Source organism: Nocardioides marmoraquaticus (assembly GCF_054777915.1).
This window is the reverse complement of sequence record NZ_BAAHAA010000002.1, coordinates 83,128-103,679: the sequence shown is the minus strand read 5'-3', so window position 1 is coordinate 103,679 and position 20,552 is coordinate 83,128. Positions and strand designations below refer to the sequence as shown.

General features: G+C 72.2%; 21 protein-coding genes, 3 tRNA genes and 1 pseudogene. 19 read left to right on the top strand and 6 right to left on the bottom strand.

The window, feature by feature from the left end:
- Positions 1-52 precede the first annotated feature (52 nt).
- Together ACYU8I_RS02105 and ACYU8I_RS02100 are read left to right on the top strand one after the other, a co-directional pair.
- Positions 53-934: a homocysteine S-methyltransferase family protein gene (locus tag ACYU8I_RS02105; protein ID WP_460836901.1), complete on the top strand. Its 882-nt coding sequence runs from the start codon at positions 53-55 to the stop codon at positions 932-934.
- Complete coding sequence (locus ACYU8I_RS02100; RefSeq protein WP_460836898.1) at positions 931-1,515, top strand: DNA-3-methyladenine glycosylase I; 585 nt, start codon at positions 931-933, stop codon at positions 1,513-1,515. Before ACYU8I_RS02105 ends, ACYU8I_RS02100 begins: the two co-directional genes overlap by 4 nt.
- On the opposite strand, the gene ACYU8I_RS02095 is transcribed toward ACYU8I_RS02100, so the two are convergent.
- On the bottom strand, positions 1,512-1,811 hold the full coding sequence (locus ACYU8I_RS02095) for a hypothetical protein (protein WP_460836895.1): 300 nt from the start codon (positions 1,809-1,811) through the stop codon (positions 1,512-1,514). The two genes, ACYU8I_RS02100 and ACYU8I_RS02095, sit on opposite strands and share 4 nt — an antisense overlap.
- A 33-nt stretch (positions 1,812-1,844) precedes the next feature.
- Entirely contained in the window at positions 1,845-3,527 is a 1,683-nt protein-coding gene (locus ACYU8I_RS02090; protein WP_460836891.1) for an MDR family MFS transporter, read from the bottom strand.
- A gap of 89 nt (positions 3,528-3,616) precedes the next feature.
- On the opposite strand from ACYU8I_RS02090, the gene ACYU8I_RS02085 reads away from it, so the two are divergent.
- The gene (locus ACYU8I_RS02085) at positions 3,617-5,032 is read left to right on the top strand and encodes an amidase (protein WP_460836887.1); all 1,416 of its coding nucleotides are present in this window, start codon (positions 3,617-3,619) and stop codon (positions 5,030-5,032) included.
- A 19-nt stretch (positions 5,033-5,051) separates the two neighbouring features.
- Here ACYU8I_RS02085 and ACYU8I_RS02080 read toward each other — a convergent pair whose 3' ends face one another.
- Positions 5,052-5,804: a 2-phosphosulfolactate phosphatase gene (locus ACYU8I_RS02080; RefSeq protein WP_460836883.1), complete on the bottom strand. Its 753-nt coding sequence runs from the start codon at positions 5,802-5,804 to the stop codon at positions 5,052-5,054.
- 91 nt (positions 5,805-5,895) lie between these two features.
- Between ACYU8I_RS02080 and ACYU8I_RS02075 the strand changes: the two genes are divergently transcribed.
- The 4 genes and pseudogenes from ACYU8I_RS02075 to ACYU8I_RS02060 all read left to right on the top strand — a co-directional run.
- Positions 5,896-5,968 (top strand) — tRNA-Thr (locus ACYU8I_RS02075).
- Positions 5,969-6,001: 33 nt separating this feature from the next.
- Positions 6,002-6,075, top strand: a tRNA-Met gene (locus tag ACYU8I_RS02070).
- A 47-nt stretch (positions 6,076-6,122) separates the two neighbouring features.
- A complete protein-coding gene (gene rpmG / locus ACYU8I_RS02065) occupies positions 6,123-6,293 on the top strand; it encodes a 50S ribosomal protein L33 (RefSeq protein ID WP_084596576.1) in 171 nt (56 codons plus the stop codon).
- A 90-nt stretch (positions 6,294-6,383) separates the two neighbouring features.
- A pseudogene (locus tag ACYU8I_RS02060) lies at positions 6,384-7,403 on the top strand (UDP-N-acetylmuramate dehydrogenase); the annotation flags it as partial.
- Between the two features lie 509 nt (positions 7,404-7,912).
- Here ACYU8I_RS02060 and ACYU8I_RS02055 read toward each other — a convergent pair.
- From ACYU8I_RS02055 to ACYU8I_RS02045, 3 genes are read right to left on the bottom strand one after another with little or no spacing between them, the layout of a single operon-like run.
- The gene (locus ACYU8I_RS02055) at positions 7,913-8,551 is read right to left on the bottom strand and encodes a hypothetical protein (protein ID WP_460836878.1); all 639 of its coding nucleotides are present in this window, start codon (positions 8,549-8,551) and stop codon (positions 7,913-7,915) included.
- Positions 8,548-9,585 carry an adenosine deaminase gene (locus ACYU8I_RS02050; RefSeq protein WP_460836874.1) on the bottom strand — a complete coding sequence of 346 codons (1,038 nt, stop codon included), beginning with the start codon at positions 9,583-9,585 and terminating at the stop codon, positions 8,548-8,550. Before ACYU8I_RS02050 ends, ACYU8I_RS02055 begins: the two co-directional genes overlap by 4 nt.
- 35 nt (positions 9,586-9,620) lie before the next feature.
- Positions 9,621-10,937: a PLP-dependent aminotransferase family protein gene (locus tag ACYU8I_RS02045; RefSeq protein WP_460836872.1), complete on the bottom strand. Its 1,317-nt coding sequence runs from the start codon at positions 10,935-10,937 to the stop codon at positions 9,621-9,623.
- 152 nt (positions 10,938-11,089) lie between these two features.
- Here ACYU8I_RS02045 and ACYU8I_RS02040 point away from each other — a divergent pair.
- The 12 genes from ACYU8I_RS02040 (at position 11,090) to ACYU8I_RS01985 (ending at position 20,543) form a co-directional block, all read left to right on the top strand.
- Positions 11,090-11,162: transfer RNA gene (locus tag ACYU8I_RS02040), tRNA-Trp, on the top strand.
- Positions 11,163-11,216: 54 nt separating this feature from the next.
- Positions 11,217-11,444, top strand: coding sequence for a preprotein translocase subunit SecE (gene secE, locus ACYU8I_RS02035; RefSeq protein ID WP_460836870.1), 228 nt, complete (start codon positions 11,217-11,219; stop codon positions 11,442-11,444).
- A 70-nt stretch (positions 11,445-11,514) separates the two neighbouring features.
- On the top strand, positions 11,515-12,402 hold the full coding sequence (nusG, locus tag ACYU8I_RS02030) for a transcription termination/antitermination protein NusG (RefSeq protein WP_460836869.1): 888 nt from the start codon (positions 11,515-11,517) through the stop codon (positions 12,400-12,402).
- Between the two features lie 98 nt (positions 12,403-12,500).
- A complete protein-coding gene (rplK, locus tag ACYU8I_RS02025; RefSeq protein ID WP_460836868.1) occupies positions 12,501-12,929 on the top strand; it encodes a 50S ribosomal protein L11 in 429 nt (142 codons plus the stop codon).
- 97 nt (positions 12,930-13,026) lie between these two features.
- The gene (rplA, locus tag ACYU8I_RS02020) at positions 13,027-13,740 is read left to right on the top strand and encodes a 50S ribosomal protein L1 (protein ID WP_460836865.1); all 714 of its coding nucleotides are present in this window, start codon (positions 13,027-13,029) and stop codon (positions 13,738-13,740) included.
- A 98-nt stretch (positions 13,741-13,838) separates the two neighbouring features.
- Positions 13,839-14,669 (top strand): LppX_LprAFG lipoprotein, encoded by an 831-nt coding sequence (locus ACYU8I_RS02015; protein WP_460836863.1) that lies wholly within the window; start codon positions 13,839-13,841, stop codon positions 14,667-14,669.
- Positions 14,670-15,162: 493 nt separating this feature from the next.
- Positions 15,163-15,843: a 50S ribosomal protein L10 gene (rplJ, locus tag ACYU8I_RS02010; protein WP_460836862.1), complete on the top strand. Its 681-nt coding sequence runs from the start codon at positions 15,163-15,165 to the stop codon at positions 15,841-15,843.
- Between the two features lie 51 nt (positions 15,844-15,894).
- Positions 15,895-16,284: a 50S ribosomal protein L7/L12 gene (rplL, locus tag ACYU8I_RS02005; RefSeq protein WP_460836860.1), complete on the top strand. Its 390-nt coding sequence runs from the start codon at positions 15,895-15,897 to the stop codon at positions 16,282-16,284.
- A 335-nt stretch (positions 16,285-16,619) separates the two neighbouring features.
- Positions 16,620-17,573 (top strand): ABC transporter ATP-binding protein, encoded by a 954-nt coding sequence (locus tag ACYU8I_RS02000; RefSeq protein WP_460836856.1) that lies wholly within the window; start codon positions 16,620-16,622, stop codon positions 17,571-17,573.
- A gap of 4 nt (positions 17,574-17,577) precedes the next feature.
- Positions 17,578-18,363: an MlaE family ABC transporter permease gene (locus ACYU8I_RS01995; RefSeq protein ID WP_460836854.1), complete on the top strand. Its 786-nt coding sequence runs from the start codon at positions 17,578-17,580 to the stop codon at positions 18,361-18,363.
- Between the two features lie 5 nt (positions 18,364-18,368).
- Positions 18,369-19,196, top strand: a complete 828-nt coding sequence (locus ACYU8I_RS01990; protein WP_460836851.1) for an MlaE family ABC transporter permease — start codon at positions 18,369-18,371, stop codon at positions 19,194-19,196.
- A 3-nt stretch (positions 19,197-19,199) separates the two neighbouring features.
- Positions 19,200-20,543: an MCE family protein gene (locus ACYU8I_RS01985; RefSeq protein ID WP_460836850.1), complete on the top strand. Its 1,344-nt coding sequence runs from the start codon at positions 19,200-19,202 to the stop codon at positions 20,541-20,543.
- The last annotated feature ends 9 nt before the right edge of the window (positions 20,544-20,552 follow it).

Here is a 20,552-nt window from a genome sequence, read left to right as displayed (position 1 = left end):
CCCGGTCTGGGACGGCCCCCGCTCTGTCGGCACGAGGTCCTACGCTCGCCCCGTGACGACTCGCCTCGCTGACCTCGCCCGTGACGGCGTCCTGCTCCTCGACGGCGGCATGGGCACGCTGCTGCAGGAGCGCGGTCTCGAGGACGGCGCCCCGGGCGAGCAGTGGAACCTCGAGCGCCCCGACGCCGTGCGCGACGCCCACACGGCGTACGCCGAGGCCGGGTCGCGGGTGCTGACCACCAACACCTTCGGCGGCACCCGGCCGCGCCTGGAGCTGCACGGGCTCGGCGACCGCGTGGAGGAGGTCAACGAGGCCGCCGCCCGCATCGCGCGCGAGGTGGCCGACGCCCACGACGCCCTCGTCGCGGGCGACCTCGGCCCGACCGGCGAGCTGCTCGAGCCGCTCGGGGCGATGACGCCCGCCGAGGCGCAGGCGCACTTCGCCGAGCAGCTGCGCGGCCTGGTGGCCGGCGGCGTCGACCTGGTGCTGGTCGAGACCATGAGCGACCTCGCGGAGGTCGGGGCCGCGGTCGCCGCGGCGGGCGAGGTGGCGCCCGACCTGCCGGTCGTCGTGACGCTCAGCTTCGACACCAACCTCCGCACGATGATGGGGGTGACCCCCGCGGCCGCCGTCGCCAAGGCGGCCGAGCTCGGGGTCGACGCGGTCGGCGCCAACTGCGGGCGTGGTCCCGCCGAGATGGAGCAGATCGCGGCCGGCCTCGCCGAGGCCCGCCCCGAGGGCCTGCTGCTCGTCGCGCAGTCCAACGCCGGCCTGCCGCAGCTCGTGGGCGACCGCTTCGAGTACGACGCCTCGCCCGCCGACCTCGCCCGTCACGCCGTGGCGCTGCGGGACCTCGGCGTCGACCTTGTCGGTGGCTGCTGCGGCTCGACCCCCGCCCACCTCGCCGCCATGCGCGAGGCGCTCGCCGGATGAGCGACGGCACCCACGTCGGTGACGACGGCGTGCGTCGCTGCCCGTGGGCCGCGGCCCCCGGGATGATGCGCGACTACCACGACACCGAGTGGGGGGTGCCGGTCCGCGACGAGCGGGGCCTGTTCGAGCGGCTGTGCCTCGAGGGGTTCCAGGCCGGCCTGTCGTGGTCGACGGTGCTGACCAAGCGGCCGCGCTTCCGCGAGGTCTTCGCCGACTTCGACGTCGACGCCGTGGCGGCCTACGACGAGAGCGACGTCGAGCGGCTGCTCACCGACCGCGGCATCATCCGCCACCGCGGCAAGATCGAGGCCACCGTCACCAATGCCCGCGCGACCGTCGACCTACGCGCGGCCGAGGGCCTGGTCGACCTGATCGGGTCGTTCGCTCCCGACGACGACCCGGCGCCCGCGACGCCCGCCGAGGTGCCGACGGTGTCGCCCGGCTCGACGGCGTTGTCCGGGGAGCTGCGCCGGCGCGGCTTCCGCTTCGTCGGCCCCACCACGATGCACGCGCTGATGGAGGCCACCGGTCTCGTCGACACCCACCTGGTGGGCTGCTTCCGACGTGGTGTCGCGCGCTAGTCCTCGCGGTCGGTGGGTTCCCAACGTGCGGTGAACTCCGCGAGCGGGAGCGTGTCGAGGTCCTGGCGCACCTCGACCACGAGGCCTGCGGCCTCCTCCTCGTCGAAGTCCTCGAGCCGGAAGAGCTCGACGGAGTGGTCGTCCCTGCGCCGCACGACGACGTCGGCGGCACCCGCGGTCGGGTCGCCCAGCACCGCGCTGACGACGCCGAGCGCGAAGTCACCGGCCCGCCGCAGGGGCCCGCCCTCCCGCACGTCGACGACGGCTTCCCACTCGGCACCCGCGACCTCGCTCATGGGTCGAGGCTAGCGAGGCGGACCGCACCGGGCTCAGTCGCCCAGCGCAGCCTGCTCCTCCCGCGCGGCGGCGGAGGCCGACGAGGTGCGCAGCGTGACGGGCGGCAGCAGGCAGAGCACGAAGAAGGCCAGCAGGAGCACGGCCGACCCGCCGAGCAGCACGGCGCTCATCGAGTCGGAGAAGCCGACCTGGAAGGGGTGGGCGAGGGTGTCGCTCATCCGGCCGATGACCGACGAGTCGTCCTGCACCGAGGCGAAGATGCCGCCGCCGCCGTTGCGCATCGCCTCGAGCACCTGGGCGTCGGTGGCGTTGGCGGGCAGAGCACCCGACCGCACGGCGGCCTGGATGGTGCCGGCGTCGGTGCGGAACGCCTGCTGGATGTTCTCGCCGAGCGTGCCGAACAGCAGCGAGAGGAAGACCGCGACGCCGAGGGTGCCGCCGAGCTGGCGGAAGAAGGTCGCCGAGCTGGTGGCGACCCCGATCTCGGACGGGGGCACGGCGTTCTGGGCGATGATCGTCAGCGGTTGCATGCACTGGCCGAGCCCGAGGCCGAGGAAGACCATCCCGACCGACATCAGCACCAGGCTGGTGTCGGCGCCCACGAAGCTCAGCGCGAACATCGCGACCGCGCCCAGGCCGGATCCCAGGATCGGGAACACCCGGATCCGTCCGGTGCGCGAGGTGACCTGGCCGGTGATGATGCCGGCGAACATCATGCCGCCGACCATCGGCACCATGAGCAGACCCGCCTCGGTGGGGGAGGCGCCGTGCACGATCTGCATGTACTGCGGCAGCACGGTGATGGCCCCGAACATCGCTGCCCCGATCACGAAGCCGCCCGCGATGACGACGACGGCGGCCCGCAGCCGGAAGATGCGCAGCGGGATCAGGGCGTCGTCACCCATGCGTCGCTCGGTCAGCACGAACCCGACGGCGCCGAGCGCGCCCAGGGCGTACGACGACAGCGACTGCGGCGAGCCCCAGCCCCACTCGCGGCCCTGCTCGGCCACGAGCAGCAGCGGGACCACGGCGACGGCAAGGAGCGCCGCGCCCCACCAGTCGATGCGGGCCTCGCGGCGCACGTGGTGCAGGTGCAGGTTGCGCATCACCACGAGCAGCGCGGCGATGCCGATCGGCACGTTGACCAGGAACACCCAGCGCCACCCGGCGATGCCGAGGATGCTGTCGGCGCCCGCGAAGACGCCGCCCGCCACCGGGCCGAGCACGCTGGAGGTGGCGAAGACGGCCATGAAGTAGCCCGTGTACTTGGCGCGCTCCCGCGGGCTGACGATGTCGCCGATGATCGCGAGCACCAGCGTGAACAGGCCGCCGGCGCCGAGGCCCTGCAGCGCGCGCAGCGCGGCCAGGCTGTACATCGAGGTCGCGAAGGAGCAGGCCGCCGAGCCGATGACGAAGATGGTGATGGCGACCATGAACAGCCACTTGCGGCCGTAGAGGTCGCCGAGCTTGCCGTAGATGGGCGTCGTGATCGTCGAGGTGATGAGGTACGCCGTCGTCACCCACGCCTGCGCCGACAACCCGTCGAGGTCGTCGGCGATGGTGCGGATCGAGGTGCCGACGATCGACTGGTCGAGCGCGGCCAGGAACATGCCGAGCAGCAGGCCCGAGAGGATCGTCAGGACCTGCGCGTGCGTGTACTCCCAGGTGGCGGCCGCCCCGGTCGAGCTGTCCGACCGGTGCTCTGGCTGCGTCACGTCACGACGGTAACGGTTGCTGTCGACCACCGATGGGTGATCGACCTCACGTGGACCGGTGCCGACGTGGCCCCGCTACGGTGCGGCACATGCCGCACCACCCGACCCGCGTGCACGCCTTCGGCGACGACGCCCTCGGCCACGACGACGCCGTCGGGCTGGTGGCCCGGCTCCGCGCCGGCACGGTCTCGCGCCGCGAGCTGGTCGAGGCCGCCGTGGCGCGCGTGCAGCGCGTCGACCCCGACCTGCACGCGGTCGCGTGCGAGCGGTACGCCGACGCGGTCGCCGAGGCGCGCAGCGACCACCCCGGCTTCTTCGCCGGGCTGCCCAGCTTCGTCAAGGACAACTCCGACGTCGCCGGGCTGCCCACCCAGCAGGGCTCCCGGGCGTACGCCGCCCGCCCGGCGCGCGCGAACGGCGACGTGGGGCGGGCCTTCGCGACGCTGGGCCTGACGGTGCTCGGCAAGACCCGGCTCTCCGAGTACGGCTTCAGCGCGAGCGCCGAGCAGGCGGGCGAGCCCGCGGTGCGCAGCCCGTGGGACCTGACGCGCACGGCCGGTGCCTCCTCGTCCGGTGCCGCCGCGCTCGTCGCTGCGGGTGCGGTGCCGCTCGCCCACGCCAACGACGGCGGCGGCTCGATCCGGATCCCGGCGGCCGTCAACGGCCTGGTCGGCCTCAAGGCCAGCCGCGGCCGGCTGCCCAGCGACCGCGCCAACCGCGAGATGCCGGTCCGGATCGTGCACGACGGGGTGGTCACGCGCAGCGTGCGCGACACCGCGGCGTACGTCCGGGAGTCCGAGCGCGCCTACCGCGACCTCACCCTGCCGCCGGTCGGGGACGTGACCCGCCCCGGGCGCAAGCGCCAGCGGGTGGCGCTCGCGACCGAGTCGCTCGGCGGGCGCACCGTCGCCCCGGCCGTGCTGGCAGTCGTCCACGACACCGCCCGGCTGCTCGAGGAGCTGGGCCACCGCGTCGAGCCCGTCGCGGCCCCGGCTCCGGAGTCCTTCGTCGACGACTTCCTCGACTACTGGGCCTTCCTCGCTCTCGCCATCACCACCACGGGCCGGCGCCGCTTCGGACCCGACTTCGACCCCTCGCGGCACGACGAGCTCACCCGCGGTCTCGCCGACCGCGCCCGCACCCGGCTGTGGCGGCTGCCGTCGGCCGTCCGGCGGTTGCGGCGGGCACCGCGCCTGAGCGCGGCGTTCTTCGCCGACCACGACCTCGTGCTGTGCCCGACGGTCGCGCTGCCGACCCCCCGGGTCGGGTGGCTCGACCCGACCCAGCCCTACGAGACGGTGGTCGAGCGGCTGCAGGACTGGGTCGCCTTCACCCCGCTGCAGAACGTCACCGGCGACCCGGCGGTCTCGCTGCCGCTCGGCGTCGACGGCGCCGGCCGACCCGTCGGGGTGCAGCTCGCCGGGCCGATGGGCCACGACCGTCGGGTGCTCGAGGTCGCCCTCGAGCTCGAGCAGGCGCGCCCCTTCGCCCGGATCGACGCCTGAGCCGACGCCGCGGCGGGCCTCAGCGGGCCACGAACCCCTCGCCGCGCAGCACCGGCACGACGGTGCTCGCGTCGAGCTCCAGCGCCACCTCGACGTCGGCGCCGTAGCCGCCGTCGGCGAGCTCGCGCGCGCTCGGCGTCCGGTGCAGCCGCGAGCGCAGCTGCGGCACCGCCTCGTGGTACGCCGCCACGGCCGCCAGGGCGTCGGCGTCGGGCCGTCGCCAGGGACCCGAGGTCACGGTGGCGGCGAGGACGGCGTCGGCGCCGAGCAGGTCCTCGAGGGCCGGGCGCAGCGACCCGTCGGGCCACTGCTCGCCGGCCGCGACCACGACGGCCGTGCCGTGCTGCTCGCTGAGCCAGCGGCCGACGGCCGCGGCGTTGCGCAGGCACCCGGCCGCGACCTCGGCGTCCTCGGCGAGCGCCCGGCAGATGGTGGAGCCGTTGGGGGAGGGCAGCACGAGCCGCCGGAGGCCGGACCCGCCCGCGTGGTCGCGCACGGAGACCGGCGACAACGAGGTCTCGCCCGGCTGGGCCTGGCGCCGGGAGCGGGCCAGCGTGGCGCCCTGGCGCAGCGCATAGGCGGCCGAGCCGTCGTACCCGTGGGGGAGCACGGTGACCCCCAGGTCGATGGCCACCGAGAGGGTGGTGCTGAAGCTGAGCACGTCGACGACGACCGCCGAGCGGACGCCGTCGGACACCGCGGCGCGGGCGCCGGAGAGCCCCCAGGCGAGCCTGAGGTCGCTGTCGTCGGTGCTCCTCGGGGCGTCGACCATGTCCCGATCATGGCGGAACGACGGGGGGCCGACCCCGGATTTCAGGGTGGAGGACTGCCGTGTGTATTCTTCTCGACGGCCTTCGGGTCGCGCCCCTTTAGCTCAGTCGGCAGAGCGTCTCCATGGTAAGGAGAAGGTCTACGGTTCGATTCCGTAAAGGGGCTCTGGGCAGGTCGCACGTCGCGACGTCAGCCCGAGGCGGGGTAGCTCAGCTGGTTAGAGCGCACGACTCATAATCGTGAGGTCGCGGGATCGAGCCCCGCCCCCGCTACTGCATTTGTCGAGACCGTCGTACCAAGCAGGGAAGAAGGCACGCACGTGGCCAGCAAGAGCTCAGACGTCCGCCCCAAGATCACCTTGGCGTGCGTGGACTGCAAGGAGCGCAACTACATCACCAAGAAGAACCGGCGCAACAACCCGGACCGCATGGAGATGAAGAAGTTCTGCCCGCGCTGCCGCACCCACACAGCGCACCGCGAGACCCGCTGACACGCTGCTGCTCGACCACGAGCGGTTCCGGCGCCTGCGCTGGGACCGCTCTCGTGCTTCCCGACCCCCCGCGGCATCCTGAGGACCACGATGAGCGTCACCCCGACCCTGGCCGACCTGACCACGCTGCGGCTCGGCGGTCCGGCCGACGAGCTGGTCGTCGCCGAGACCGAGGAGCAGCTCCTCGACGCCGTGAGCGACGCCGACGAGGCCGGCACCCCGGTGCTGGTGGTGGGCGGCGGCAGCAACCTCGTCGTCGGCGACGCCGGGTTCGCCGGCCGCGTGGTCGTGGTGCGCACGCGCGGCCTGCACGTCGAGTCCGACCTGTGCGGCGGGGCGTACGTCGAGGTCGCCGCGGGCGAGCCGTGGGACGACCTCGTCGCCACCGCCGTCGAGCGGGGCTGGATCGGCATCGAGGCCCTCGCCGGCATCCCCGGCACGACCGGTGCCACCCCGATCCAGAACGTCGGCGCCTACGGCCAGGAGGTCAGCCAGACCCTCGCGCGGGTGCGCACCTGGGACCGCGAGCGCCGCACCGTGCGCACCTTCGCCGCCGCCGACTGCGGCTTCGGCTACCGCACCTCGCGGTTCAAGGCCGAGCCCGGCCGCTTCGTGGTGCTGGCCGTGACCTTCCAGCTCGGCGTCGGCGACCTCGGCACGCCCGTCCGGTACGCCGAGCTCGCCCGCACCCTCGGCGTCGAGGTCGGCGGTCGCGCACCGTCCGCGCAGGTGCGCGAGGCCGTGCTGGGGCTGCGCCGGGCCAAGGGCATGGTGCTCGACGCCGACGACCACGACACGTGGAGCACCGGCTCGTTCTTCACCAACCCGATCGTGCCGGTGTCGGCCGTCCCCGACGACGCGCCCGCCTGGCCCGCCGGGGAGGGCGTCGCCAAGACGAGCGCGGCCTGGCTCATCGAGCACGCGGGCTTCGCCAAGGGCCACGGCGAGGACCCCGTCCGCGTCTCCGGTCGCCACACCCTCGCGCTCACCAACCGCGGTGGCGCCACGACTGCCCAGCTGCTCGATCTCGCCCGCGAGGTCCGCGACGGCGTCCACGCCCGCTTCGGCATCACCCTCGAGCCCGAGCCCGTCCTGGTCGGCTGCTCCCTAGCCCCGCCCTTCGTGGCTCGCTCCGCTCGCACCTCAGGGAGCGGGACGCGGCCTGACCCCGGTCCCTGAGGAGCCCGCGAGGGACGAGCGGGCGTCACGAAGGGGCGGACCTGCGCCCGAGGGTCACCCCGCCCCTTCGCGGCTCGCTGTGCTCGCACCTCAGGGAGCTGACCCCGGTCCCTGAGGAGCCCGCGAGGGACGAGCGGGCGTCACGAAGGGGCGGACCTGCGCCCGAGGGTCACCCCGCCCCTTCGTGGCTCGCTGTGCTCGCACCTCAGCGAGCTGACCCCGGTCCCTGAGGAGCCCGCGAGGGACGAGCGGGCGTCACGAAGGGGCGGACCTGCGCCCGAGGGTCACCCCGCCCCTTCGTGGCTCGCCGCGCTCGCACCTCAGGGAGCTGACCCCGGTCCCTGAGGAGCCCGCGAGGGACGAGCGGGCGTCACGAAGGGCGACCCGCACCCGAGGTCGGCGCGCACCTCGCCGGGGCTCGTGCCTCGCTCCGTCAGCGCTCAGACGTTGCCGTAGCCGGAGGTGCCGGCCTCGAAGGTGGCGAAGAAGAGGACGACGAGCACCACCAGCAGGGCGACGAGCAGCGCGAGCAGGATGGTGCCGACGATGCCGAGCACCTGCCCGGCGCGGGCCTGGCTGCGGCCGCCGTAGTGGCCGCCCGAGGCGGCGATCTCGCGCACCGCGCTGCGGCCGACCACCCAGGCGACGGGGGAGAGCAGCAGACCCACGCCGGTGCTCAGCCCCAGCACGATGCCGAGCAGGCCGAGCACCAACGCCAGCGTGGCGCGGGGGTGGTCGACGACCGGTGCGCCGTACGGCACCCACGCCCCGGGGTGCGGCGGGGGCGCCCACGGTGGCGGCTGCTGCGCGTAAGGCTGCGGGCCCCAGCCCTGCGCGGCGTATGGCGCCGGAGGGTAGGCCGGCGGCGGCTGCGGCACGGCCTGGGTGGGGTACGGCGGCGGCTCGGCCGGCTGCGGGGCGGCGGGCCGGGAGTCACCCGGCGCGTCCCACGACTGCGGGCGGGAGCCGGCGGCGTCCCAGCCGCGCGGGGTCTCGGGCTGGTCCCACCCCAGCGGGCGGGTCTCCTCGTCCCCACGGTCGGGCCAGCCGTCGTCACGGCGGTCGCGGTCGTCGCTCATGACGGCATTGTCCCCGGGTCCTGGGCGAGCCACGCGTCGATCTCGGCGAGCCAGGTGCGCTGGTCGGACTCCGGCGCCGCGCTGGCCAGCACCGACGACCGCGCCAGCCCGGCCAGGGCCGCGTCGTCGAGGTCGTGGGCGGCGCGCATCGTGGCGTACTGCGCGGCCAGGCGCGATCCGAAGAGCAGGGGGTCGTCGGCTCCGAGGGCGACGGTGGCCCCGGCCTCGAGCAGCTGCGGCAGCGGCACGGAGTGCAGGTCGGTGTGGACCCCGAGGGCGACGTTGGAGACGGGGCAGACCTCGAGGGCGACGCCGCGCTCGACGACGAGCTCGAGCACCCGGGGGTCCTCGACGCTGCGCACGCCGTGACCGAGCCGCTGGGCGCCCAGCGACTCGACGCAGGCGCGCACCGACTCGGGGCCCAGCAGCTCCCCGCCGTGGGGCACGAGCCGCAGGCCGGCCCGGCCGGCGATGGCGAAGGCTCGCGCGAAGTCCTCGGTCACGCCTCGGCGCTCGTCGTTGGACAGCCCGAAGCCGACGACGCCCTGGTCGGCGTACTGGGTGGCGAGGCGCGCGAGGGTGCGGGCGTCGAGCGGGTGGCGGGTGCGGTTGGCGGCGACGACGACGGCCATGCCGATCCCGACCTCGCGGGAGGCGTCGCGCACCGCGTCGAGCACGAGCTCCAGGAAGGCGCTGATCCCGCCGAACAGCGCCGCGTAGCCGCTCGGGTCGACCTGGATCTCCAGCCAGCGGCCGCCGTCGCGGGCGTCGTCCTCGGCGGCCTCGCGCACCAGGCGGCGTACGTCGTCGGGCGTGCGGAGGACCGCGCGCGCGAGGTCGTAGAGCCGCTGGAACCGGAACCAGCCCTTCTCGTCGGCCGCCGAGAGCCGCGGTGGCCAGTCCTCGACGAGGGCGTCGGGCAGGCGGTGCCCGTCACGCTCGGCGAGCTCGAGCAGCGTGGCGTGCCGCATCGACCCGGTGAAGTGCAGGTGCAGGTGCGCCTTTGGCAGCGTCTCGATCGACCGTCTCGGCACGGGCGCCACGGTGCGGGGGGCCGTCGCGTCCGGGCTCAGGCGGCCTGGTCGAGCAGGCGCTCGGCGGCCGCGAGCAGCAGGCACGTGGCGACGGCGTCGACGGCCGCGGTGACGTCCTCCAGCGGGGGGAAGGTCGGCGCGATCCGGATGTTGCGGTCGCGCGGGTCGTCGGCGTGCGGGAACGCGCAGCCGGCCTGCGTCAGCGCCACCCCGGCCCGCTTGGCGAGGTCGATGACCCGCGTCGCCGTGCCGTCGGGTCCGTCGAGGCTGACGAAGTAGCCGCCCCTCGGCGTGGTCCACTCGGCGACGCCGAGGCCGTCGAGACGCTCGCGCAGCACCCGCTCCACCTCGGCGAACTTCGGCGCGATGACCCGGCGCTGCTCGACCATGTGGGCGCGCACGCCGTCGGCGTCGCCGAACAGCTGCACGTGGCGCAGGTGGTTGAGCTTGTCGGGGCCGATGGCGCCCTGGCCGAGGTGGTGCAGGTACCAGGCGACGGTCTTCTCGGAGCCCGCCAGGAAGCCGACGCCGGCGCCGGCGTAGCTGATCTTGGAGGTCGAGGCGAACAGCACGCCGCGCTCCGGGTTGCCCGCCCGCTCGCACGCGCCGAGGAAGTCGGCGCTCGGGGTCTCCTCGTGGGTCAGGTGGTGCAGCGCGTAGGCGTTGTCCCACAGCACCGTGAAGTCGGGCGCCGCGGTCGGCAGCGCCGCGAGGCGGTCGGCGACGGCCTGGCTCGTGGTCACGCCGGTCGGGTTGGAGTACGTCGGCACCAGCCACATGCCCTTGACGGTCGGGTCGTCGGCGACCAGGGCCTCGACGGCGTCGAGGTCGGGGCCGTCGTCGAGCATCGGCACGGTGACGGCCTCGATGCCGAACCAGTCGAGCAGCGTGAAGTGACGGTCGTAGCCGGGCACGGGGCACACGAAGCGCACCCGCTCCTCCTGGCCCCACGGACGCTCGCTGGTGGGGCCGCCGTGCAGCCACAGGTCGACGAGGACCTCGCGCATCAGCGTCAGGCTGGAGTTGCCCTGGGCGACCAGGCGGGACGGTGCGACGCCCAGCAGCTCGCCGAAGATCGCACGCAGGTCGGCGAGGCCCTGCAGGCCGCCGTAGTTGCGGGTGTCGGTGCCGGCCGAGTCGCGCGCGCCGTCGGGCAGCGACAGCAGCCGGTCGGCGAGGTCGAGCTGGGCGGTCGCCGGCTTGCCACGGGTGAGGTCGAGCGACAGGCCGCGCTGCGTGAGGGCGTCGTACGCCGCCTGCATCTCGTCGCGGAAGGCGGCGAGCCGGTCGGCGGGCAGCTCGGCGAGCGGGGTGGCGGAGGGGGCGCTGTCGTGGGTGTCCTGCGTGGTCACGGCCCCATCGTCGCAAACGCCGGGCCCGTCGCCCCACCGGGCGACCAGGCTGGGACGCACGAGGCGGCTGGTTCGACTTGCACCTGGCGCCCCCGTACACTTCCCGGGTGGTCTCGCGAGGCATGGTTCCGCCATGCCCGCGCAAGACCTGAAGGGCACTAGCTCAACTGGCAGAGCATCGGTCTCCAAAACCGAAGGTTGGGGGTTCAAGTCCCTCGTGCCCTGCGAACCACACCGCGAGCACCACCCAGACGACGAGACGACCGGAGGCGAGCACACGTGACGGAGAAGGCCGTCAGCCCCGACAAGGGGTCTCGGGAGCGCACGAGCCCGATCACGTTCCTGCGCCAGGTGGTCGCCGAGCTCCGCAAGGTCGTGTGGCCCACGCAGCAGCAGCTCGTGACCTACTTCCTGGTCGTCCTGGTCTTCGTGCTGGTGATGATCGCCTACGTGTCCCTGCTCGACGTCGCCTTCGGACGCGCGGTCTTCGCGCTGTTCGACGTCTGACGCACGTCCCGCACCTGGCACCCACGGCCGCAGCGCCGTACACCCCGATCCGAAGGAAGCACCTGATCCCGTGACGCAGCAGTCCGACGAGCAGCCCACCGAGGGCGCCGAGACCGAGCTCGACCGGCCCGAGGCGTTCAGCGACCCCGAGTCCGCGATCACCGACCCCGAGCCCGGCGAGACCATCGAGGCCCCGCCGACCACCGAGGAGCTGACCGCCGTCGAGGAGCTCGGCGAGCTGGGCGACGGCGTCGACGACGCCTCGGACGAGGAGCCCGCCGGCGAGACCCTTGAGGAGTCGGCGGTCGCCGTCGACGCCGGCCCGGTCGACCCGCTCGAGGAGTTCCGCGAGTCGCTGCGCACCAAGGAGGGCGACTGGTTCGTGGTCCACACCTACTCCGGCATGGAGAACCGGGTGAAGGCCAACCTCGAGAACCGCATCACCTCGCTCAACATGGAGCCCTACATCCACGAGGTGATCGTCCCGACCGAGGAGGTCGCGGAGATCAAGAACGGCCAGCGCAAGATGGTCAAGCGCACCGTCCTGCCCGGCTACGTCCTCGTCCGCATGGACCTCACCGACGAGTCGTGGGCCGCCGTGCGCCACACCCCGTCGGTGACCGGCTTCGTCGGCCACAGCCACCAGCCGGTGCCGCTGTCGCTGCAGGAGGTCGAGAACATGCTCGCCCCCGCCATCGCCGCCCAGGCGCAGGCCGCCGCGCCCTCCGAGACCGGCTCCACCTCCGGTGGCGCCGCCCCGGCCACGAGCCGGCCGCAGACCGAGGTCGCCGACTTCGACGTGTCCGACTCCGTCATGGTGGTCGACGGCCCGTTCGCGACCCTCCACGCGACCATCACCGAGATCAACGCCGAGGCGCAGCGCGTCAAGGCCCTGGTCGAGATCTTCGGCCGCGAGACCCCCGTCGAGCTCAGCTTCACGCAGATCCAGCGCGTCTGAGCCCTCACGACTCGACCCGGCACCGCCCGGGGCCCCGAGGAAACACCCATGTGGCAGGGGAGCGATCCCCGTCATGACCACGAGAGAGAGATAGAGAGATGCCTCCCAAGAAGAAGATCGCCGCACTGGTCAAGGTGCAGCTGCAGGCCGGTGCCGCGACGCCGGCCCCGCCGGTCGGTACCGCCCTCGGTCCGCACGGCGTCAACATCATGGACTTCTGCAAGGCCTACAACGCCGAGACCGAGGCCATGCGCGGCAACGTGATTCCCGTCGAGATCACCATCTACGAGGACCGCAGCTTCACCTTCGTCACCAAGACCCCGCCGGCCGCCGAGCTGATCAAGAAGGCCGCCGGCGTGGCCAAGGGTTCCGGCGTGCCGCAGCGCGACAAGGTCGGCAAGCTGACGAGGGACCAGGTGCGCGAGATCGCCACCACCAAGCTGCCCGACCTCAACGCCAACGACATCGAGCAGGCCATGAAGATCGTCGAGGGCACCGCCCGGTCGATGGGCATCACCACCGACTGACCCCCGCGGCCGGTCCCCGGTCGCACCCGTTCCCGTGGCAGAGCCGCGCTGGCTCGACAGACCACATCCCTTCCCAGAGAACCTGAAGGACAGACACATGCAGCGCAGCAAGAGTTACCGCAAGGTGGCCGACACCTTCGACCAGGACGAGCTCCACGCCCCCCTCGCGGCGATCAAGATCGCCAAGGGCGGTACGAGCGCCAAGTTCGACGAGACCGTCGACGTGGCGATGCGTCTGGGCGTCGACCCCCGCAAGGCCGACCAGATGGTCCGCGGCACCGTCAACCTGCCCCACGGCACCGGCAAGACCGCCCGCGTCCTAGTCTTCGCCAACGGCGACAAGGCCGAGGCCGCCCGCGAGGCCGGCGCCGACGAGGTCGGTGGCGACGAGCTGATCGAGAAGGTCAGCGGCGGCTACCTCGACTTCGACGCCGTGGTCGCGACCCCCGACATGATGGGCAAGGTCGGCCGCCTCGGCCGCGTGCTCGGCCCCCGCGGCCTCATGCCGAACCCCAAGACCGGCACCGTCACGCCCGACCCGGGCAAGGCCGTGACCGACATCAAGGGCGGCAAGATCGAGTTCCGCGTCGACCGCCACGCCAACCTGCACTTCATCATCGGCAAGGCGTCGTTCTCCGAGGTCCAGCTCGCCGAGAACTACGCCGCCGCCCTCGAGGAGGTGCTGCGGCTCAAGCCGGCCAGCTCCAAGGGCCGCTACATCAAGAAGGTGACGGTCTCGACCACCATGGGCCCCGGTGTCCAGGTCGACCCCAACCGCACCCGCAACGTCGCGGCCGACGACGAGGCCTGAGCCTCCGAGCCCCACACCGACGGCGGTCGTCCCTCCGGGGAACGGCCGCCGTTCGGCTTTCCCGGCGCCGTGCGTTCGTTTCCTGCCAGGATGTCCCCATGCGTCCACGTCGCCGCCCGTTGCTGCCCGCCCTCGCCGTCGTGGCGAGCCTGACCCTCGTCGCCGGCTGCGGCGGGGGAGGGGGCGACGACGCGTCGGGCTCCGACGCGTCCGGCTCCTCGTCGGAGTCCTCCGAGCCGTCGGGGCCGGAGGAGGCCCCCGCCGAGGAGCTCACCGTCGACGACCTCGGCGAGCGGGTCGCCGCGGCCTTCTCCGACGCAGGCTCCGTCGCCTTCGAGCTCGAGCAGTCGACGCAGGGGCAGGAGTCCAGCGGCACCGGCGAGGCCGACCTCAGCGGTGACGAGCTGTCGTCCACCGTCGACCTCGACACCCCGCAGGGCACCGTGAGCGTCATCGCCACCGACGGCCTGTTCTACCTCAAGATCCCGCAGCTCACCCCCGACGGGAAGTGGCTGGAGGTCGACCCCGAGGCCGACTCCGGGCTCGGTGCTCTCATCGGGCAGCTCGGCGGCAGCGCCGACCCCGCCGCGTCGATCGAGGTGCTCGGGGAAGCGACGAAGGTGACGCCCACCGGCGAGGAGGAGATCGCGGGGGTCGCCACCACCGGCTACCGCGTCACGCTCCCGCGCGAGGCGATCGCCGAGTCGATCGGCGCCGACCCACGCATCACGCAGCTGCTGCCCGAGGAGCTCGACTACGACGTCTGGGTCGACGCCGACGACCTCGTACGACGGGTCGCCTCCACCGTCGAGGTCCAGGGCACCTCGTCGACCACCACGGTCACCTACACCGACTACGGCCAGCCCGTCGACATCGAGGCCCCGCCCGCCGGCCAGGTCACCGACCAGGCCCCCGGCCTCCCGGGCTGACCTCCTGTCGGTCGAGCCCCATCGCCGGTCGAGCCCCCTCGCCGGTCGAGCCCTCTCGCTGGTCGAGCCTGTCGAGACCATTCCGTCGGTCGAGCCTGTCGAGACCATCCCTCGCGCCTCACCGGGTCTCGAGACGGTCGTGGTCAGCCCCTCCTCCGTCGGGTCTGACCTCGACCTCCTCGACCTCCCGCCGCGAACGCGGGTTCGTGCCTCACCCGCTGCGGCGTGAATTTGGCCGTGGGCGGACCAGCCCGTAGCCTTGCTCGCTGTAGCCGAAGACCGCCGGTCGGTCGTGCCCCGCACGATCCGAAGGCCCGCTGACGTGGGCGACCTGCGCAGGTGACACCGAGCCGGACGTCCACGACGTCCCACGCCCTGTGCACCTGCACGGGGCGTTCTGCTTTTCCGGGTCGTGCCGTCGGTCGAGGCTCGGGGCCCGAGCACCCGCTCGGACCCCGCGCACACCTTCGTGCACCGACGTGGAAGGAGACCCATGGCGCGGCCGGACAAGGTAGCCGCCGTCACGGAGATCGTCGACCAGTTCAACGACTCCGCCGGCGCCGTGCTCACCGAGTACCGCGGTCTCACCGTGAAGCAGCTGCAGGACCTGCGGCGCGCCCTCGGGGAGAACGCCAACTACGCCGTGGTCAAGAACACGCTGACCAAGATCGCCGCCGAGCAGGCGGGCGTCGAAGGCTTCGACGACCTCCTCAACGGCCCGACCGCCATCGCCTTCATCTCGGGCGACGTGGTCGAGGCGGCCAAGGGTCTGCGTGACTTTGCCAAGGCCAACCCCGCCCTGATCATCAAGGGCGGCTACATCGACGGCGCCGCGATGGACGCGGCCGAGATCGCCAAGCTGGCCGACCTGGAGTCCCGCGAGGTGCTCCTGGGCAAGCTGGCCGGCGCGATGCTCGCCTCGCTGAGCAACGCCGTCTACCTCCTCAACGCCCCGCTGCAGCAGGTCGCCCGCATGGCGGGCGCCCTCGAGTCGAAGGCGATCGAGGACCCCTCGATCCTCGCGGGTGGGGCCGGCACGCCGGCCGCTCAGGCCGAGACGGACCAGATCGAGACCAGCGCGTCGGACGAGGCCCCCGCGGCCGAGACCGACGCAGCCGACGACGCGCCCGCGTCGGAGGAGCCCGAGGCCGACACCGAGAGCACCCAGGCCTGACATCCCGTACGCCGCCACGCGTGCGGCGTAGCAACTGAAAGGAACGCCACCATGGCGAAGCTCAGCACCGACGAGCTCCTCGACGCCTTCAAGGAGATGACCCTCCTGGAGCTCAGCGAGTTCGTGAAGCAGTTCGAGGACACCTTCGGCGTCACCGCGGCCGCCCCGGTCGCCGTGGCTGCGGCCGCCCCCGCGGGCGGCGGCGGCGCCGCCGAGGAGGCCGCGGAGCAGGACGAGTTCGACGTCGTCCTCACCGCTGCCGGCGACAAGAAGATCAACGTCATCAAGGAGGTGCGCGCGCTCACCAGTCTCGGTCTCAAGGAGGCTAAGGACCTGGTCGAGTCCGCCCCCAAGGCCGTCCTCGTGAAGGTCAACAAGGAGACCGCCGAGAAGGCGAAGGAGTCCCTCGAGGGCGCCGGCGCCTCCGTCGAGCTCAAGTGATCCGGGGGTCGGCGCAGGTCGGCCCCAGCATCACCACCAGCACCGCCCCGGACCGATCCGTCGGTCCGGGGCGGTGCTGCGTCCAGACGCGTGACGCTCGTCACGAGACAGGCTCGCGCCACTGGCCAGGCACGGTGTACAACTGTGCAGCGGTGATCTGTCCGGCTTCGTGAGACGTGTCCGAGATCGTCTGACGTGGCCGTTCATGCTGCCGTAACTTGGTCCCGGCCTACTCGTTGGTAAGCGCAGCCGGGGGGGAGACCGGGTGGCACCACCGTGCGCGAGCAGCGCGCGTGACAACGGGTCGAGACGAGTGACCGAGGGAGGCACGGAGCATGGGCGTCGAGATCGACATCAGGAATCTCACCAAGAGCTTCGGCAAGCAGCTCATCTGGGGCGACGTGACGCTGACGGTTCCCGCCGGCGAGATCTGCGTCATGCTCGGCCCGTCCGGCACCGGCAAGTCGGTGCTGCTCAAGACCATCATCGGGCTGCTCAAGCCCGACCGGGGCGAGGTCATCATCGAGGGCGTCGACATCGCCTCGTGCCCCGAGCGCGAGCTCTACGAGATCCGCAAGCTGTTCGGCGTGCTGTTCCAGGACGGCGCCATGTTCGGGTCGATGAACCTCTACGACAACATCGCCTTCCCGTTGCGCGAGCACACCAAGAAGTCCGAGTCCGAGATCCGCGACATCGTCATGGAGAAGCTCGACCTCACGGGTCTGCTGGGCACCGAGGACAAGCTGCCCGGTGAGATCTCCGGCGGCATGCGCAAGCGCGCCGGTCTCGCCCGCGCGCTGGTCCTCGATCCCGAGATCGTGCTCTTCGACGAGCCCGACTCCGGCCTCGACCCGGTCCGCACGTCGTTCCTCAACCAGCTCATCGTCGACCTCAACGCGCAGATCGACGCGACCTTCCTCATCGTCACCCACGACATCAACACCGCCCGCACGGTGCCCGACAACATCGGCCTGCTCTACCACAAGCACCTGGCGATGTTCGGTCCGCGCGAGATGCTGCTGTCGTCGGAGGAGCCGGTCGTGCGCCAGTTCCTCAACGCCCAGGTCGTCGGCCCCATCGGCATGTCCGAGGAGAAGGACGCCGACGAGCTCGAGGCGGAGAAGGACATGGAGCTGCCCCCGCTGCCACCGATCCCGCTGCAGCTCGAGCCCTCGAACGGTCAGCCCCGCCGCAGCCAGCGGGCACCGGGTGCCTGGTGCGAGGAGAACGGCGTCACGCCGCCCCCGGGCTCCTTCGAGGAGAACATGACCATGACGACGGGGTCCTGATCTCGTGGCCACCCTCACCGCCAGCCGCCTGGTGCAGCCCGTCGGCACCGCAGGCAAGCTGTTCGCCTTCTTCCTCGACGTGGGGCGACAGCTGTTCCGGCGTCCCTTCCAGCTGCGGGAGTTCATCCAGCAGGCGTGGTTCATCGCCTCGGTCACCATCGTGCCGACCGCCCTCGTCGCGATCCCGTTCGGAGCGGTCATCGCGCTCCAGGTCGGCGGTCTGATCAAGCAGTTCGGCGCCCAGTCCTTCACCGGCTCCGCCTCGGTGCTCGCCGTGGTCCAGCAGGCGGCGCCCATCGGCACGGCGCTCCTCATCGCCGGCGCGGGCGGCTCGGCCATCGCGGCCGACCTCGGCGCGCGCAAGATCCGCGAGGAGCTCGACGCGATGATGGTGCTCGGCATCGACCCGATCCAGCGCCTGGTGGTGCCCCGGGTGCTCGCGACGATGCTCGTCGCGGTCTTCCTCAACGGCATGGTCAGCGTCGTCGGGGTGGCCGGCGGCTACGTCTTCAACGTCGGGCTCCAGGGCGGCACGCCGGGTGCCTACCTCGCGAGCTTCACCGCGCTGGCCCAGCTCCCCGACCTGTGGGTCGGCATGATCAAGGCCCTCATCTTCGGCCTGCTCGCCGCGATCGTGGCCTCCTACATGGGCATGAACGCCGGCGGCGGTCCCAAGGGCGTGGGCGACGCGGTCAACCAGTCGGTCGTCATCACCTTCGTCCTGCTGTTCATCGTCAACTTCGTGGTGAGTGCCATCTACCTCCAAGTCGTCCCACCGAAGACAGGGTGAGGTCGATGGCCGACGTCAAGCAGGTCTACCAGCGGCCGATGAAGTCGCTGGACACGATGGGCGAGCAGCTCGCCTTCTACATCCGCGCGCTGATCGCGACGCCGCGCTCGGTCACGCGCTACCCCAAGGAGATCCTGCGGCTGCTCGCCGAGGTCACCCTCGGCACCGGGGCGCTCGCCGTCATCGGCGGAACCGTCGGCGTCATCCTGGCGATGACGTTCTTCACCGGCGCCCAGGTCGGCCTGTCCGGCTACGCCGCGCTCGACCAGATCGGCACCGCACCGTTCGCGGGCTTCGTCTCGGCCTACTTCAACACCCGCGAGATCGCCCCGCTGGTCGCCGGCATCGCACTGGCGGCGACGGTGGGCTGCGGCTTCACCGCCCAGCTCGGCGCCATGCGCATCTCCGAGGAGGTCGACGCCCTCGAGGTCATGGCGATCCCGTCGATGCCGTTCCTGGTGACCACGCGCATCGTGGCCGGTCTCGTCGCGATCGTCCCGCTCTACGTCGTCGGCCTGATGTCGTCGTACGTCGCGACGCGGGTGACGGTGACGACCTTCTACGGCCAGAGTGCCGGCACCTACGACCACTACTTCGACCTGTTCCTGCCACCCGGTGACGTGCTGTGGTCGTTCGGCAAGGTGCTGGTCTTCAGCGTCGTGGTCATCCTCATCCACTGCTACCACGGCTACACCGCCTCGGGAGGTCCCGCCGGCGTCGGCGTGGCCGTGGGCCGCGCGGTGCGCACCTCGATCGTCGCCGTCAACGTCATCGACCTGCTGCTGTCGATGGCCATCTGGGGCTCCGCGACCACGGTCAGGCTGGCGGGATAGCTGATGAACGCACTGCTGAAGCGCCACCGACTCCTCGGTGCCCTCTTCGTGGGGTCACTGGCCCTGGCCGTCTGGCTGGTGGCAGCGATCTTCAACCAGACCTTCTCGAAGTTCGACGACGTCACCCTCGAGGCCGGCACCGCCGGCCTGCAGCTGCCCGAGCGCGCCGACGTCAAGATCCGTGGCGTCATCGTCGGGCAGGTGCAGGACATGCGCGCCGGCGGCTCGGAGGGCGCGATCATCGACCTCGGCATCAGGCCGGACGAGATCGACCAGATCCCCGACAACGTCACCGCGCAGATCGTGCCGAAGACGCTGTTCGGCGAGAAGTTCGTCGACCTCGTCGTCCCGAGCGACCCGAGCCCGAAGCCGCTCGCGGCGGGCCAGACGATCAAGCAGACCGAGATGCCGGTCGAGGTCGAGCGGGTGCTCAACGACCTCTACCCGCTGCTGCGCAGCATCCAGCCCGCCGAGCTCAACTACACGCTGAACGCGCTCGCCACGGCCCTGGAGGGACGCGGCGAGAAGATCGGCGAGAGCATCGAGACCCTCGACGGCTACCTCAGGCGCTTCAACCCCGAGCTGCCCGCACTGATCGACGACCTCGAGCTGCTCGTGACCGTCACCGACACCTACGCCGACGTCTTCCCCGACCTCGCGAGGGTGCTGCGCAACGTCACCCTCACCGGCAACACGCTGGTCGAGAAGGAGCAGACGCTCAACGCCTTCCTGCGCGACCTGACGTCGTTCTCCGACACCACGACCGGGTTCCTGAACGACAACGGCAACAACATCATCCGGCTGGCCAAGCTGAGCGAGCCGACGCTGGCGCTGCTGGCGCAGTACTCCTCGACCTACCCGTGCCTGCTCCGCGGCATCGTCAAGCAGGCGCCGCGGCTGGCCTCGACGTTCCGCGACTTCATCTTCCACATCGACCTCAACGTCATCACCAACAACCTGCAGCCGTACGACGGTGGCGACCGGCAGGTCTTCGGGGCGGCGAACTCCCCGAACTGCGCCGGGCTGCCCAACCCGCCGATCCCCTACCCGCGGTTCCCCAACATCGACGACGGCGTCAACGGGATCGGCAAGGGCGGTCAGCGCACCGCGCCCGGCTTCGGCCGGCCGGTCGCGTCGCCGGCGTCGGCGGCGGCCGACGAGCCCGTCACGGTGGGCGGCGTCTCGCGCTCGAAGATCAGCGTCGGTCCCTCCGGCACCCCCTCGCAGAAGGCCATGTTCAACTCGATCCTCAGCCCGCTGCTCGGCACCCCGGTCGAGGAGATGTCCGACGTCTCCACGCTGCTGTTCGCCCCGGCCTTCGCCGGCACGGAGGTGAGCATGCGATGAACCACCCCA